Below are 15,095 nucleotides of genomic sequence, written 5' to 3'. Positions count from 1 at the left end.
GGAATCGGCGAACACGCCTTCAGGAGGTCTTCTCGTGCCCTCACTCCATGACTTCGCCACCTGGCAACCCCTGCTGCGCCTGTTGCACGCCGCCCACACGGAGACGCTCACCGCGCCCGGCGGGCACGTGGCGGGACAGATCAGTAAGGGAGCGGTGTGCACCGGAAACCGAAGCCCGTCTCCGGACTCCTGAAAGGCCTGGGGCGACAGGGACGACCCGGAACCTACAGGATCTCGATGGCGCCCGGCGGGACCGGGCCCTCGCCCGCGTAGGAGTCGCCGCGTGGTGCGGACGGGGCGTCGTCCTCCGCGACGGTCAGCGTGGGCCAGGGGGCGGCCAGGGTCGCGTCGTCCAGGGTGAGACCGAGGTGGTCGAGGACGAGGGCGACCACGGGGGCGACTCCGGAGCCCCCGTGCTCGGCCAGGGCTTCCTGGACCCTGTCCCACCAAGGGCCGGAGTGTTCGGGCCGGGTTCGTTCCGAGCCGGGTTCGAAGTTCTCCAGGCACTGGCCGTCGCGCCAGTGCTGGAAGACGGCAAGGCCCTCAGTGGACAGGACGCCGTAGGTCTCGGTGCCGCGGGACAGCGCGGCGAGGAGCTCGGGCCACGAGCCGATGACGCCGTCCTCCTCGACGCAGAACGTCCAGTCGCCGAGCCTTCCGGCCCGCAGGAGCGACACCGCTCCGGCGGCGGACTGACCTGTGGACAGGTCGGACGCGGCGTCCGCATCGAGCAGGCGGGAACGGGCCGGGTCGGCACCGTAGCGGGTGAACAGCTCGGCGGGGTCCAGGCCCCGGGTGAAGGTGACGCACATCCGGTCGCCCGCCCAGTCGAGCACCTCCGCTGCCATGTTCCGTCCCGTCCCCTCTGCCGGCTCTGCTCACCGGATCGTGTCCGCCGGGCCCCGGCCTGTCAAACGAGCGGCTCTGTCCCGTCATCGGCGGTGGCGGAGGGTGACGTTCAGTGCAGGAGGATGCGATGCCGAAGGAGGTCGAAGCCCGCGCGGCCATGCATCCACCCCGTGATCCGTTCGGTGCGGGTGTGGACGCCTTTGGTCCAGCCGTTGTGGTGCGGGAGGGTGAGGCCTGCGTCGACGGCTGCGCGGTCGGTTTCGAGGCTGTGGGTGAAGGCATGGGGGTAGCGCGGCTGGGTCGTGTGGACACTCGCGATCCACGTGGTGAGTTTCTTCTCGTTACCTGCGGCAGGTGTGAGCAACTGTGCGAAAAAGCGCAGGTGTCCCGCCCTGTGCCTGTCCTGTTCTGACCGCTGCCGTCCATGCCGGGACGGGCTCGACGGAAGGGCGGCAGCGTGCCGGACGTGTACAAGATCATGCTGGACGCCGAGCTGAGCAAGGCGTTCGACGTGTGGTCCGGCTATCTGGACGCCCGGACCGGCGAAGACCCCCAGGCCCGTGCACGACTGCGTGCCACCTTGCGATCGGCCCGCGAGGCAGTCGCCGAGGGCGATCCCGAGTCCGCACGCGCCTTGGTGGCGGAGATGTACGACGACGCGCGAGAAGCCGGCCTTCCCTGGGCTCCCGTGCTGCCCGACCCCTGTACGGCGGACCGGCAGGCGCGCGACTACGCCAAGGACGACCTGCGGGAGGTGCTTCCTGTGCACCTGCGTGACGAACTCGACAGCATCGCGATCTACCTGAGCGTCACGGGCCGCCGCCTCCGGACCGCCCCCGGCCTGGACACCGCCACCCGCCGGGACATCCTCTACATCACAGCCCGCGCGGACATGGCCCTCGGCCTCGCCCACCCGACAGCAGCGCGGGAACTCGAACGCCTCGAAGCCATCGCGCGACGCTGCGGCGTGGAACCCTGAGAACCGGGCCCCGACGACCGCGGGCTTCCCCGGACCGCGTACGCCCTCCCCCTCACCCCACCCTGTCCGCGCCGGTCGTCCGGTGTTGCCGCCTGCTCTCGAGCCACTCGCCGACCTCACGCCGGAACTCCCGGTCCTCGTCCTTCCCGGCGAGCCGCTCCCACTCCCGCTTCAACTCGCGCAGCACCCCTGGAGAGCCGGCGGGATCGCGCACCGCGTACACGGCCGCACCCGTCTCGTACGTGTCGGCCAGAAGCCAGACACTGTTGTCCAGGGCCAGCATGGCGAAGCCGGGACGGCCCGCGCGGACGCCGAGGAACGTCGCCGCGCCGGCCCCCATGAGGTCCCACCGTTCCCACAGGCGGACCCGGTGCCAGACGTGCATCGTGCGTCGCCGGCGGTCCTCCTCGGCGGTCCGGGTCCCCCTGGGCAGCATGAGGAGGAATTCGCGGTTCTCGTCGATCAGGCCGGAGGACGTGGCGAGGTCGTACCAGGCTTCGTTGAGCCGCTCCACGAAGCGCGGGTCCTTGTAATCGACCAGGCGGAACCCGAAAACCCGCTCCCGTTCGTACCCCACGACATGCGGTACCGCCGAGCCCGGAACCGCGTCGGGCATCACCTCGATCCCGGCTCGCAGCAGCGGCCTGATCACCTTGCGGTACCTCTCCTGCCGGCCCAACCCGTCACCCCCTGCCCCATACCCTGTCCGGTTTGAACGTGCCGCACTCAGCCTATGGCCAGGACCGCCCGGACAAGCCCTGGTCCCTGCCTCCTGCGGGTGGCGGGCCGCCCTGTGTGCGAAGGCCGAGATCCTGCTTCGGGCGGGCGGCCGAAGCGATCGCCGTCCACCCCACCGTGGCCGAACAGCGCGCCGCCCAACCGAAGCCCGCCCCTCGTGGCGAGAACGGGTACGCCCTTCCAGGCACTGCCGTTCTTTTCACGCCCGCATCAGGAGTGAGGCGAGGGTGACCGCTGCTTCGTAGGACTCGGCGGTCCTGTCGCACCGGGCAGGAAGCCCGGCCGACCATCCTTCATACCCCGGACCAGCAGACTCACCCGCCTCAGCCCACACCGCGGAGGGTCCGGCTCCGGCTCCGGGGCCGCGGAATACTCGGCTGCGACTGAGGCCGGCCCGCCCGTAGGATCCTCGTTCGAGGCGCCGGCGGGGCGCCCTGCCGACAGCCGGCACTCAACGGACCGAGGACGCGTGGCGCAATGAGCAGCCGACTCTTCGCAATCTCCTTCGACGCGCACCAGCCCGAGCGCCTGGCGCATTTCTGGTCCGGCGTCCTGGGCTTGGAGAGAGCCGACGATCCTTACGACGGCGTCGCCCTGCTGTCCGGGAACGACGCCGGCTACCGCCTCGGCTTCCGTCCCTCCCAGGCGCAGAAGGTCGCCCAGAACCGGCTGCACTTCGACCTGCCCAGCTCCTCCCCGGAGAACCAGCAGGAGACCGTGGCCAGAGCGCTCGACCTCGGCGCCCGGCACGCCGACATCGGCCAGGGACCGGACGCGTCCCATGTGGTGCTCACCGACCCCGAGGGCAACGAGTTCTGTGTCCTCGAGCCGCACAACAATTTCCTGGCCGGCTGCGGCTTCATCGGAGCGCTCGCCTGCGACGGTTCGCAGGCCGTGGGCTACTTCTGGAGCAAGGCGCTGGGCTGGCCGCTGGTCTGGGACCAGGACGAGGAGACCGCCGTCCAGTCACCGAACGGCGGTACGAAGATCACGTGGGGCGGTCCGCCGCTGATGCCGGACCCCGGCAAGGACCTGCACTTGGACCTCGCCCCGGACGACGATCAGCAAGCGGAGGTCGAGCGCCTGCTCTCCCTCGGGGCGAAGCGTCTCGGAACCGCCCGCGGAGGGGACGGCGCGGTGCTGCTGGCCGACCCCGACGGCAACGAGTTCCGCGTGCTCACGCGCCGGTGAAGCCGGAACCGGCACCCGGCCGAATCGCGCGGCGGAGTCGTCCCGGGGCGCGAAGCCCTCTTCTCGCGCTCCGGCCGCGTGCCGGTGGGCCCGGACGAGCGTGGAGTCGACCGACGCCGGCCACTCGATGTCCCCGGCCGCGCCGGCCCTGGCCCGGGGCGGCCCGGAACATCCGCTCGAAAGTGCCGTTCTCGGCCCATCGGCGGAAGCGGGTGGGCGACGTGGCCCGGGAACCGTACCGCTCGGGCACGTCCCACCGGGCCATACCGGTACGGAACTTCCACACGATCCCGTTGAGGACCGCCCGGGGATGCCGGAACGCCGGTGGGCGGGCGGTGTCGCGGGAGAGGATGGGCGGTATGACGGTTGAAGGCTCCTCGATCGACTCCACCCGGCCCAGCATCGCCCGCGTCTACGACTACCTGCTCGGCGGCAAGGACAACTACGCCGTGGACCGGGCGGTCGGTGACGTGTTCTTCCGGGACCTCCCCGGGTCGGTGGCCATCGCCTTCGCCAACCGCGCGGCCCTGACGCGGGCCATCGCGCAGATCGTGACGACCACCGGCGTGCGGCAGTTCATCGACCTGGGCAGTGGTCTGCCGACCGCCGACAACGTCCACCAGGTCGCGCAGCGGCACGCCCCGGAGTCCCGGATCGTGTACGTCGACAACGACCCCCAGGTGCTGGTCCACGGCTGTGCGCTGCTGGAGCAGAACGACCGGACCCGGGTCGTCCGGGCCGACGTACGCGACCCCGAAGGCGTCCGCACCCACCCTGACACCCGGGAACTGATCGACTTCGACCGCCCCGTCGCCGTCGTCTTCAGCGCCATCCTCCACCACGTCAACGACGAGGAGGACCCGGCCGGGATCGTCCGTCACTGGCGTGACCACGTGCCGTCCGGGAGCCACTTCTTCGTCAGCCACTTCCGGTCCGGCGACAACCCGGAGACCGCGGAGGCCGAGCGGGTCCTCCAGCAGACCTTCGGCCGCGGCCGGTGGCGCACCGACGAGGAGATCGCCGCCCTGCTGGACGGCCTGGAGCTCCTCGACCCCGGGATCGTCCCCGCGCCCCGGTGGCGTCCCGACCCGGTCGGCGGCACCCCGTGGGGCGCCGGAGGCGAGGAACGGGAGCTCACCGTCTGGGAACGCCTCATCGTCGCCGGGCTGGCCCGGAAGGCGTAGCGGCCCGGCAGGCGACGCCTGCCCGCGCCACGCGTCCCGGCGCACCCCAACCCCGCTCCCGCCCACCTGTTCACGAGACCGCAACACCCGTTCCCAGCATGCGGATTATCGCGGGGTGCCCTCGACAAACCGGGGAGATCACTGCCACTCTCCCGCCATGTCCCTCGCCCCTCGTGTCCTGCGCCGCGTCCTCGCCGGCGCCACCGTCGCCCTCCTCGCGACCGCCGTCGGCTGCGCCCCGCGGCCGGAGGACGACGCGTCCGCCAAGCCCTCCGGTCCGACCGGCGCCTCGTGCGCCAAGGGCGAGCTCGCCACGAAGACGTCCGGCAAGCTGACGATCGCCACCGACCAGCCCGCCTACGAGCCGTGGTTCAAGGACGACGACCCGTCCAACGGCCAGGGCTTCGAGTCGGCCGTCGCGTACGCCGTGGCGGAGAGGCTGGGGTACGGCGAGGGTGCCGTGGTCTGGCAGAGCGTGCCGTTCAACAAGGCCTTCGCACCGGGTGAGAAGACCTTCGACTTCGACATCAACCAGGTCTCCGTCAGCGACGAGCGCAGGAAGGCCGTGGACTTCTCGTCCGGCTACTACGACGTGCGCCAGGCCGTCGTCGCGCTCAAGGACTCCAAGGCCGCGAAGGCGACCGGCGTCGCGGACCTCAAGGGCCTCGTGCTGGGTGCCCAGGTGGGCACGACGAGCCTCGACTACATCGAGGACGTCGTGCGACCGACCCGGGACGCCGCCGTCTACGGCAAGAACGACCAGGCCAAGTCCGCGCTGAGGAACGGCCAGGTCGACGCGATCGTGGTCGACCTGCCGACCGCGTTCTACATGACCGCCGCCGAGGTGACCGAGGCCGAGATCGTCGGCCAGTTCGAGAACCGGGGCGGCACTCCGGAGCAGTTCGGGCTGGTGCTGGACAAGGGCAGCGCGCTCACCCGCTGCGTGACGAACGCCGTGGACGCGCTCCGCGAGGACGGCACCCTGGCGGAGATCGAACAGCGGTGGCTGGCCGACGCGGTCGACGCCCCGGTGCTCAAGTGACCGTCGTCGAGGGCGGGTCCGGCCGGGACGGCGCGGACGACAGGGACGACAGGGACGACGACAAGGGTGCCGTCGAGGACCTGTACGTCCCGTCGCCGCGCCGGCTGGAGCGCGAGCGGTACCGGCGTGCCCGGGCCCGCCGCGCCACGGCGATCGCCGCGCTGTCGACCCTGGTCACCGGGGCCGCGCTCTACCTGCTCGTCGTCGGCGCGCCCGGCTGGCCGCGCACCAAGGAGACGTTCTTCAACGGCCGGTACGCGCGCGAGGCGTTCCCGAAGGTCCTGGAGGGCCTCTGGCTGAACCTGCGGCTGCTGCTGGTGTGCGGCGCCGCCGTGCTGCTCCTCGGCATGCTCATCGCCGTGGCCCGCACCCTGCGCGGCCCGGTGTTCTTCCCGCTGCGGGTGCTGGCGGCGGCGTACACGGACTTCTTCCGCGGGCTGCCACTGATCATCAACCTGATGATCGTGGTCCTGGGCGTCCCGGCGCTGCGGCTCCAGGGCGTCACCGTCGACCCGGTGCTGCTCGGCGGTACGGCGCTGACGCTGACGTACTCGGCGTACGTGGCGGAGGTGTTCCGCGCGGGCATCGAGTCGGTGCACCCCTCGCAGCGTGCCGCGGCCCGCTCCCTGGGCCTGACCAACCGGCAGGCGCTGCGGTTCGTGGTGCTGCCGCAGGCGGTGCGCCGCCAGGTGCCGCCGCTGCTGAACGACCTGGTGTCGCTGCAGAAGGACACCGGTCTGGTGTCGATCGGCGGCGCGGTCGACGCCGTACGGGCGGCGGACATCGTCGTGGGCCGCAGCCTCAACTACACGCCGTACATCGTGGCCGGGCTGGTGTTCGTCGCCCTGACCATCCCGATGACCCGCCTCACGGACTGGGTGACGGCCCGCATGGACCGCCGGCGGGCGCAAGGAGGAACGACGTGAGCGGGAACGTGCCGGTGCTGCGGATGGAGTCCGTGCGCAAGACCCTCGGCGGCTCGGTCGTCCTGCGGGACGTCGACCTGGAGGTCGCCCCGCACACGGTGACCGCGCTGATCGGCGCCTCCGGTTCCGGCAAGTCGACGCTGCTGCGGTGCGCCGGCCTCCTGGAGGACGTCGACGACGGCGTGATCCGGCTGGACGGCGAGGAGATCACCGACCCGCGCGCCGACCAGGACGCGGTGCGGCGCCGGATCGGCGTGGTCTTCCAGGCGTACAACCTCTTCCCGCACATGACGGTGCTGGAGAACATCACCCTCGCCCCGCGCCGGGTGCACCGCGTCCCCCGCGCCCGGGCGGAGGAGCAGGCCCGGGAGCTGCTGGAGCGGCTCGGCCTTGGCGGCAGGGCGGGCGATTACCCGGACCGGCTCAGCGGCGGCCAGCAGCAGCGGGTGGCGATCGCGCGCGCCCTCGCCGTACGGCCCCGGCTGCTGCTGCTCGACGAGATCACCGCGGCCCTCGACCCGGAGCTGGTCGGCGAGGTGCTGGACGTCGTGCGCGGCCTCAAGGGCGACGGCATGACCATGGTGCTGGCCACCCACGAGATGGGCTTCGCCCGCGAGGTCGCCGACCAGGTCTGCTTCCTCGACGGCGGCGTGGTGCTGGAGCGCGGCACCGCCGAGCAGGTCCTCGGCGCCCCGCGGCAGGACCGCACGCGGCGCTTCCTGCGGCGGATCGTGGAGGCGGGCCGCCTGTGAGGAGGCCACGGCGGGCCGGGCGAGCGGGGCGGTGCCGTAGCGGCGGACACCAGCGCCACGCCGCTGCCAGGCCGGGGACGGGCGTCGCGCCGGGCATGGCGGACAGGACGGCTGCGGGGTTCATGGGGCGGCTCCGCCCCGCCGCCGTGCCGGCACGTCACCTGTCCCCTTCCGGGACATCACGCATCACCCTCGATGAAACGAGAACAACCGATGGCCCCGACCGAAACGGTCGGGGCCATCGGTTGAGCGATGTGTCCGAGGGGGGACTTGAACCCCCACGCCCGATAAAGGGCACTAGCACCTCAAGCTAGCGCGTCTGCCATTCCGCCACCCGGACAAGGTGTCCGCCGCCTTCGCGGGGTGTTCCCCCCTGCGGCGACATGGACAACCATACCAAGGTTTCGCAGCGCCTTTCACCTGCGTTTTCCGTGCCTCCGGGCGGTGGCGGTACGGGGTGCACGGTGTGTGTCCGGGTGGTCACACGGGTCAGGGCATGAGCTGGTACTCCGGGAAGTTGCCGGGCAGGCGCTCTCCGGCCGGGCCCCGGGTCACGGCGCGGACCAGGAGGTCGCCGCCGACGAACGCGCCGCGCCAGGACGCGCCGAAGCCGCCGAACAGTTCGTCGCGGTCGCCGCGGGAGCGCGGGACGCCGTGGCCGACCTTGAAGGCGCGGATGTGCGGGGCCAGCCGGTCGTAGGTGGACCGGTCGTCCGTGGACAGCGTGGCCACCAGCGCGCCGTTGGACGCGTTCATGGCGGCCAGCAGTTCCGCCTCCGTGTCGACCAGGACGATGGTGTCGACCGGGCCGAACGGCTCCGCGTGGTGCAGCGGGGAGGAGGGGGGCGGGTTCAGCAGCGTGACCGGCTGGACGTACGCCGAGGTGTCCTGGCCGGGCAGGAAGCGGGCGTCGGACGGCGCGCCCCGGTGCAGCGGGACGGCGCCGCGGTCGATGGCCTCGGCGACCTGGTCGTGGAGCTCCTTCGCCTTGGCCGCGTTGATCACCGGCCCGAAGTCCAGCCGGGGGTGGGGGTCGGTGGGGTGTTCGACGGCGAGCGGGTGGCCGACCCGGAGCGTGCGGACCGCGGGGAGGTAGGCGGCCAGGAAGTCGTCGAAGAGCCGTCGCTGGACGACGAAGCGCGGGTAGGCCGTGCAGCGCTGCTTGCCGTAGTCGAAGAGCCCCGGGATCACCGCGCTCAGGGTGTCCCAGTCGGAGTGGTTCCAGATGCCCCAGGTGTTGAGTCCTTCCTGTTCGAGGATGTGCCGTTTGCCGAGGTCGGCGACGGCCGTGGCGACGGCGGCGCCGGTGTCGCGGCCTCCGACGAAGGAGACGCAGCCGACCTCGGGCGCCCGCACCAGCGCCTCGGACAGCTCGCCCCCGCTGCCGCTGACGAGGGTGACGGGGATCCCCTCGCGGGCGGCGAGTGCCGAGGCCAGGGTGAGGCAGGCGACACCGCCGTCGGTCGGGGTCTTGGCGATGACCGCGTTGCCCGCCAGTGCCTGTATCAGCACTGCGTGAACGAGCACGCTCATCGGGTAGTTCCAGCTCGCGATGTTGGAGACGGGCCCGTCGAGCGGGGCCCGGCCGGCGAGCATGCCGTCGATGCCGTCGACGTACCAGCGCACGCCGTCGATGGTGCGGTCGACGTCCGCCTGCGCGAGCCGCCAGGGCTTGCCGATCTCCCAGACCAGCAGCAGCGCCAGGAGTTCGCGGTGCTGGGTGAGGGCGTCGAGGGTGGCGGCGACGCGGGCGCGGCGCTCCGGCAGCGGGACGTGCCGCCAGGCGCGGTGCCGGTCGAGCGCGGCGCGCACGGCCTGCCGGGCGGTGGTCCGGTCCAGGCGCGGCGGGCCCGCGACGGGACTGCCGTCGACGGGGCTGACGGCGGGCAGCGCCCGGCCGTCCGGCTGCCAGGCGGAGTTCCAGAGGTTGAGGACGCGGTCGTCACGGAAGGCCTCGGGGGCGACGGTGAGGCAGCGCTGCCAGGCGTCGGTCCAGGAGGTGCCGGATTTGAGGGTGAGGGTGGGTGGCATGCGGTTCGCTCCGCTCTCGGTGCACGGTCGAGAGAAAGGGGGTTCCAGGATGTTCCAGGAGGTTCCGGGGGCTTCAGCCGTCGCCGTTCAGGGCGGCGAGCACCTGCCGGGCCGTCTCCGTGGGCGTGTCGCCGACCCTGACTCCGGCCGCCTCCAGTGCCTCCTTCTTCGCCCGCGCCGTACCGGACGACCCGGAGACGATCGCGCCGGCGTGGCCCATGGTGCGGCCCTCGGGGGCGGTGAAGCCGGCGATGTAGCCGACGACGGGCTTGGTCACGTGGTCGCGGATGTAGGCCGCCGCACGTTCCTCCGCGTCGCCGCCGATCTCGCCGATGAGGACGATCAGGTCGGTGTCGGGGTCGTCCTGGAAGGCGGCGAGGCAGTCGATGTGGGTGGTGCCCACGACGGGGTCGCCGCCGATGCCGACGCAGGTGGAGAAGCCGGTGTCGCGCAGCTCGTACATGAGCTGGTAGGTGAGCGTGCCGGACTTGGAGACCAGTCCGATGCGGCCCGGCTTGGTGATGTCGGCCGGGATGATGCCGGCGATGGACTGGCCGGGGGTGATCAGGCCGGGGCAGTTGGGGCCGATGACGCGGGTGCCCTTGCGCCGGGCGTGGTCGAGGAAGGCGACGGAGTCGTGGACGGGGATGCCCTCGGTGATGACGACCGCGAGGCCGATGCCGGCGTCGGCGGCTTCGGTCACGGCCGACCCGGCGAAGGCGGGCGGTACGAAGACGACGGTGACGTCGGCTCCCGTCGCGTCCACGCCCTCGGCGACGGAGCCGAAGACGGGGACGGCACGGTCGTCGAAGTCGACGCTGCGACCGGCCTTGCGGGGGTTCACCCCGCCGACGACGTTCGTGCCGGCGGCGAGCATCCGCCGGGTGTGCTTCATGCCCTCGCCACCGGTCATGCCCTGGACGAGGACCTTGCTCTCCTTGGTGAGGTGGATCGCCATGTCGTCCGGTCTCCTCAGGGTGTGGTGGCGAGGTGGGCGGCCCGGCGCGCGGCGCCGTCCATGGTGGTGGCCTGTTCGACGAGGGGGTGCCGGCGCTCGTCGAGGACGGCCCGGCCCCGGGCCGCGTTGTTGCCGTCGAGCCGTACGACGAGCGGTTTGGTGAGCCGTACGGTGTCCAGGGCGCGGACGATGCCGTCGGCGACCGCGTCGCAGGCGGTGATGCCGCCGAAGACGTTGACGAGGACGGATTTCACGGACGGGTCGGAGAGGACGACCGACAGTCCGTCCGCCATGATCCGGGCGGAGGCGCCGCCGCCGATGTCGAGGAAGTTGGCGGGGCGGGCTCCGCAGCCGGCCACCACGTCGAGGGTGGACATGACGAGTCCGGCGCCGTTGCCGATGATGCCGACCTCGCCGTCGAGCCTGACGTAGTTGAGGCCCTTCGCGGCCGCCGCGGCCTCCAGCGGGTCGTGCCGGCCGTCGTCCTCGGCGTCCCGGCGGGCCTGGCGGAAGACGGCGTTGTCGTCGAGGGTGACCTTGCCGTCGAGCGCCATGATGCGGCCGTCGGTGGTGCGGACCAGCGGGTTGACCTCGACGAGCAGGGCGTCCTCGCGGACGAGGACGTCCCACAGCCGGACGAGCACGTCGACCGTCCGCGACGGCAGTCCGGCCGCCTCGGCGATACGGGACGCCGCCGCCGGAGTGACCCCCTCGGCCGGGTCGACGGGGACGCGGGCGACCGCCTCGGGGCGGGTCGCGGCGACCTCCTCGATGTCCATGCCGCCCTCGGCGGAGGCGATGGCGAGGAAGCGGCCGGCGGCGCGGTCGAGGACGTAGGAGACGTAGAACTCCTCGGCGATGTCGACGGGCTGGGCCAGCATCACCGTGCCGACCGTGTGGCCCTTGATGTCCATGCCGAGGATCTGACGTGCCGTGAGTTCGGCGGCGGCCGGGTCGGTGGCGAGTTTGACGCCGCCCGCCTTGCCCCGTCCGCCGGTCTTGACCTGCGCCTTGACGACGACTCGGCCGCCGAGCCGGCGCGCGATCTCGCGGGCCTGTTTGGGCGAGTCGGTGACCTCGGCCGACGGCACCACGATGCCGTGTTCCGCGAAGAGTTCCCTTGCCTGGTGTTCGTACAGGTCCATCTCGGCTCCTGTCTGTGAAGTCGCCGGAAGGTCCGGGAGGGGCCCGGAGGGCCTGGGGACCGGCGACCGAAAAGTGCCGCGCACCCCCTGGACACCACCCACCGGATGCGGGATAACAAGCTTCATACAGTATTCGTCGACTGTATGCAATGTACCGCGAGAGCGTTCCCCACCCCCTAGGAAGGGACAAGGACTTCGCCATGCCCGACGACACCCAGGACGTCATCTCAGGCGGTCATCTCGTCGCCAAGGCCCTCAAGGCCGAGGGCGTCGACCGCATCTACACGCTGTGCGGCGGCCACATCATCGACATCTACGACGGCTGCGTCGACGAGGGCATCGAGGTCGTCGACGTACGGCACGAACAGGTGGCCGCCCATGCCGCCGACGGCTACGCGCGCATCACCGGCAAGCCCGGCTGCGCGGTCGTCACGGCCGGTCCGGGGACGACCGACGCCGTCACCGGGGTCGCCAACGCCTTCCGCGCGGAGTCCCCGATGCTGCTGATCGGTGGTCAGGGGGCGCTCACCCAACACAAGATGGGGTCGCTGCAGGACCTGCCGCACGTCGACATGATGAACCCCATCACCAAGTTCGCGGCGGCCGTGCCCGACACGGCGCGGGCGGCGGACATGGTGTCCATGGCCTTCCGCGAGTGCTACCACGGCGCCCCCGGCCCCTCCTTCCTGGAGATCCCGCGCGATGTGCTGGACGCCAAGGTGCCGGTGTCCAAGGCGCGCGTGCCGCGGCAGGGCGCGTACCGGGCGTCGACCCGGTCGGCCGGTGACCCCGAGGCCGTCGAGCGGCTGGCCGATCTGCTGGTGCACGCCGAGAAGCCGGCGATCCTGCTCGGCAGCCAGGTGTGGACCACCCGGGGCACCGAGGCGGCCATCGAGCTGGTGCGCACCCTCAACGTCCCCGCGTACATGAACGGCGCGGGGCGCGGCACGCTCCCGCCCGGCGACCCGCACCACTTCCAGCTCTCCCGCCGGTACGCCTTCTCAGGCGCCGACGTCATCGTGATCGTCGGTACGCCCTTCGACTTCCGCATGGGGTACGGCAAGCGCCTCTCCCCCGACGCGACGGTCGTGCAGATCGACCTCGACTACCGCACGGTCGGCAAGAACCGCGACATCGACCTCGGCATCGTGGGCGACGCGGGGCTGGTGCTGAAGTCGGTGACCGAGGCGGCCTCCGGGCGGGTGAACGGGGGCGCGTCCCGGCGCAAGGAGTGGCTGGACGAGCTGCGGGCGGCCGAGCAGACCGCGCTGGAGAAGCGGCTGCCGCAGCTCCGGTCGGACGCCTCGCCCATCCATCCGTACCGGCTGGTCAGCGAGATCAACGACTTCCTCACCGAGGACTCGATCTACATCGGCGACGGCGGCGACATCGTCACCTTCTCCGGGCAGGTCGTGCAGCCCAAGTCGCCCGGGCACTGGATGGACCCGGGACCGCTGGGCACCCTCGGCGTCGGTGTCCCCTTCGTCCTCGCCGCCAAGCAGGCGCGGCCCGACAAGGAGGTCGTCGCCCTCTTCGGTGACGGCGCCTTCTCCCTCACCGGCTGGGACTTCGAGACCCTGGTCCGCTACGACCTCCCCTTCGTCGGCGTCGTCGGCAACAACTCCTCGATGAACCAGATCCGCTACGGCCAGGCCGCCAAGTACGGCAAGGAGCGCGAGCGGGTCGGCAACACCCTCGGTGACGTCCGGTACGACGAGTTCGCGCGGATGCTGGGCGGTCACGGCGAGGAGGTCCGCGACCCCGCCGACATCGGCCCCGCGCTGCGCCGGGCCCGCGAGTCCGGCAAGCCGTCGCTGATCAACGTCTGGGTGGACCCCGACGCGTACGCCCCCGGAACCATGAACCAGACCATGTACAAGTGAGGTGCGCCCATGACCCCCAAGGCACTTGAGGGCATCCGCGTCCTGGACATGACGCATGTCCAGTCCGGGCCCTCCGCGACCCAGCTGCTGGCCTGGCTCGGCGCGGACGTCGTCAAGCTGGAGGCGCCGACCGGCGACATCACGCGCAAGCAACTGCGCGACCTGCCGGACGTCGACTCCCTCTACTTCACGATGCTCAACTGCAACAAGCGGAGCATCACCCTCAACACCAAGACCGAACGCGGCAAGGAGATCCTCACCGAGCTGATCCGGCGCTCGGACGTCATGGTCGAGAACTTCGGGCCGGGCGCGATCGACCGGATGGGCTTCACCTGGGACCGCATCAAGGAGATCAATCCACGGATCGTCTACGCCTCCATCAAGGGGTTCGGGGACGGCCCGTACACCAACTTCAAGGCGTACGAGGTCGTCGCCCAGGCCATGGGCGGGTCGATGTCGACCACCGGTTTCGAGGACGGGCCGCCGCTGGCGACGGGGGCCCAGATCGGGGACTCGGGCACGGGTGTGCACGCGGTGGCCGGCATTCTCGCCGCCCTGTTCCAGCGGGAGCGCACCGGGCGCGGGCAGCGGGTGAACGTGGCCATGCAGCACGCGGTGCTCAACCTCTGCCGGGTGAAGCTGCGCGACCAGCAGCGCCTGAGCCATGGTCCACTCGCCGAATATCCCAACGACGACTTCGGCGACGAGGTTCCCCGGTCCGGGAACGCGTCCGGCGGCGGCCAGCCGGGGTGGGCGGTGAAGTGCGCGCCGGGCGGCCCCAACGACTACGTGTACGTCATCGTGCAGCCCGTCGGCTGGAAGCCGCTGAGCGAGCTCATCGGCCGGCCGGAGCTGGCCGACGACCCCGAGTGGGCGACGCCGGAGGCCCGGCTGCCACAACTGAACAAGATGTTCCAGCTCATCGAGGAGTGGTCCTCGACGCTGCCCAAGTGGGAGGTGCTGGAGCGGCTGAACGCGCACAACATCCCGTGCGGGCCGATCCTGTCCACCAGGGAGATCATCGAGGACCGCTCCCTGGTCGCCAACGAGATGGTCGTCACCGTCCCGCACCCCGAGCGCGGCGAGTTCGTCACCGTCGGCAGCCCGCTGAAGCTCTCCGACTCCCCCGTGGAGGTGAGCAGTTCCCCGCTGCTGGGCGAGCACAACGAAGAGGTGTACGTCGGCGAGCTGGGGCTCGCCGACGAGGAACTGCGTCTGCTCAGGTCGAACGGGGTGATCTGAGTTGAACCCTCCCCCAGCTCAAGCGGGGGGATTCCTGGCTCAGGAAGCCCCACGGGTCAATGACCCACAAGGTCTTACTCCCTCAACACCAGCCGGGACGGAACCTGCCCGGTTTGTCGAGCAAAGCTCGGCTGTGTCGTCTTGGTTCTCGATCGACACTGCATGCGGGCTTGGT

The 15,095-nt window shown here is 71.4% G+C and carries 15 protein-coding genes, 1 tRNA gene and 1 pseudogene; 9 read left to right on the top strand and 8 right to left on the bottom strand.

Features of this window, described 5'->3' with window-relative positions; genetic code table 11:
* The first annotated feature begins 34 nt into the window (after window positions 1–34).
* The gene (locus ACF1DX_RS30150; protein WP_391794285.1) at window positions 35–193 is read left to right on the top strand and encodes a hypothetical protein; all 159 of its coding nucleotides are present in this window, start codon (window positions 35–37) and stop codon (window positions 191–193) included.
* A 31-nt stretch (window positions 194–224) separates the two neighbouring features.
* Here ACF1DX_RS30150 and ACF1DX_RS30145 read toward each other — a convergent pair whose 3' ends face one another.
* Window positions 225–848 (bottom strand): DUF6461 domain-containing protein, encoded by a 624-nt coding sequence (locus tag ACF1DX_RS30145; protein ID WP_391794284.1) that lies wholly within the window; start codon window positions 846–848, stop codon window positions 225–227.
* A 110-nt stretch (window positions 849–958) separates the two neighbouring features.
* Window positions 959–1,222: pseudogene (locus ACF1DX_RS30140) on the bottom strand (ISL3 family transposase); the annotation flags it as partial.
* Between the two features lie 84 nt (window positions 1,223–1,306).
* On the opposite strand from ACF1DX_RS30140, the gene ACF1DX_RS30135 reads away from it, so the two are divergent.
* On the top strand, window positions 1,307–1,828 hold the full coding sequence (locus ACF1DX_RS30135) for a hypothetical protein (protein WP_391794283.1): 522 nt from the start codon (window positions 1,307–1,309) through the stop codon (window positions 1,826–1,828).
* A gap of 52 nt (window positions 1,829–1,880) precedes the next feature.
* Here ACF1DX_RS30135 and ACF1DX_RS30130 read toward each other — a convergent pair whose 3' ends face one another.
* Window positions 1,881–2,480 (bottom strand): hypothetical protein, encoded by a 600-nt coding sequence (locus tag ACF1DX_RS30130; RefSeq protein ID WP_391794282.1) that lies wholly within the window; start codon window positions 2,478–2,480, stop codon window positions 1,881–1,883.
* 563 nt (window positions 2,481–3,043) lie between these two features.
* Between ACF1DX_RS30130 and ACF1DX_RS30125 the strand changes: the two genes are divergently transcribed.
* On the top strand, window positions 3,044–3,757 hold the full coding sequence (locus tag ACF1DX_RS30125; RefSeq protein WP_391794281.1) for a VOC family protein: 714 nt from the start codon (window positions 3,044–3,046) through the stop codon (window positions 3,755–3,757).
* On the opposite strand, the gene ACF1DX_RS30120 is transcribed toward ACF1DX_RS30125, so the two are convergent.
* On the bottom strand, window positions 3,744–4,160 hold the full coding sequence (locus ACF1DX_RS30120; RefSeq protein WP_391794280.1) for a transposase: 417 nt from the start codon (window positions 4,158–4,160) through the stop codon (window positions 3,744–3,746). The genes ACF1DX_RS30125 and ACF1DX_RS30120 overlap by 14 nt on opposite strands.
* Here ACF1DX_RS30120 and ACF1DX_RS30115 point away from each other — a divergent pair.
* The 4 genes from ACF1DX_RS30115 (at window position 4,108) to ACF1DX_RS30100 (ending at window position 7,661) form a co-directional block, all read left to right on the top strand.
* Window positions 4,108–4,941 (top strand): SAM-dependent methyltransferase, encoded by an 834-nt coding sequence (locus ACF1DX_RS30115; RefSeq protein WP_391794279.1) that lies wholly within the window; start codon window positions 4,108–4,110, stop codon window positions 4,939–4,941. The genes ACF1DX_RS30120 and ACF1DX_RS30115 overlap by 53 nt on opposite strands.
* 157 nt (window positions 4,942–5,098) lie before the next feature.
* The gene (locus tag ACF1DX_RS30110) at window positions 5,099–5,983 is read left to right on the top strand and encodes an ABC transporter substrate-binding protein (protein ID WP_391794278.1); all 885 of its coding nucleotides are present in this window, start codon (window positions 5,099–5,101) and stop codon (window positions 5,981–5,983) included.
* Window positions 5,980–6,909, top strand: a complete 930-nt coding sequence (locus ACF1DX_RS30105) for an amino acid ABC transporter permease (RefSeq protein ID WP_391794277.1) — start codon at window positions 5,980–5,982, stop codon at window positions 6,907–6,909. Before ACF1DX_RS30110 ends, ACF1DX_RS30105 begins: the two co-directional genes overlap by 4 nt.
* 23 nt (window positions 6,910–6,932) lie before the next feature.
* Complete coding sequence (locus ACF1DX_RS30100; RefSeq protein ID WP_391794350.1) at window positions 6,933–7,661, top strand: amino acid ABC transporter ATP-binding protein; 729 nt, start codon at window positions 6,933–6,935, stop codon at window positions 7,659–7,661.
* 255 nt (window positions 7,662–7,916) lie between these two features.
* Here ACF1DX_RS30100 and ACF1DX_RS30095 read toward each other — a convergent pair.
* The 4 genes from ACF1DX_RS30095 to sucC all read right to left on the bottom strand — a co-directional run bounded on the left by ACF1DX_RS30095 (window position 7,917) and on the right by sucC (window position 11,795).
* Window positions 7,917–8,001 (bottom strand) — tRNA-Leu (locus ACF1DX_RS30095).
* Between the two features lie 149 nt (window positions 8,002–8,150).
* Window positions 8,151–9,692: an aldehyde dehydrogenase family protein gene (locus ACF1DX_RS30090; RefSeq protein WP_391794276.1), complete on the bottom strand. Its 1,542-nt coding sequence runs from the start codon at window positions 9,690–9,692 to the stop codon at window positions 8,151–8,153.
* A 73-nt stretch (window positions 9,693–9,765) separates the two neighbouring features.
* A complete protein-coding gene (gene sucD, locus ACF1DX_RS30085; RefSeq protein ID WP_391794275.1) occupies window positions 9,766–10,650 on the bottom strand; it encodes a succinate--CoA ligase subunit alpha in 885 nt (294 codons plus the stop codon).
* A 14-nt stretch (window positions 10,651–10,664) separates the two neighbouring features.
* Complete coding sequence (gene sucC / locus ACF1DX_RS30080; protein WP_391794274.1) at window positions 10,665–11,795, bottom strand: ADP-forming succinate--CoA ligase subunit beta; 1,131 nt, start codon at window positions 11,793–11,795, stop codon at window positions 10,665–10,667.
* Between the two features lie 200 nt (window positions 11,796–11,995).
* On the opposite strand from sucC, the gene ACF1DX_RS30075 reads away from it, so the two are divergent.
* Window positions 11,996–13,678, top strand: coding sequence for a thiamine pyrophosphate-binding protein (locus ACF1DX_RS30075; RefSeq protein ID WP_391794273.1), 1,683 nt, complete (start codon window positions 11,996–11,998; stop codon window positions 13,676–13,678).
* Window positions 13,679–13,687: 9 nt separating this feature from the next.
* Complete coding sequence (frc, locus tag ACF1DX_RS30070) at window positions 13,688–14,920, top strand: formyl-CoA transferase (protein WP_391794272.1); 1,233 nt, start codon at window positions 13,688–13,690, stop codon at window positions 14,918–14,920.
* Window positions 14,921–15,095: the final 175 nt, after the last annotated feature.

This window comes from Streptomyces sp. NPDC014676 (genome assembly GCF_043084105.1).
Taxonomy (GTDB): domain Bacteria; phylum Actinomycetota; class Actinomycetes; order Streptomycetales; family Streptomycetaceae; genus Streptomyces.
This window is presented reverse-complemented; position numbering and strand designations above follow the sequence as displayed.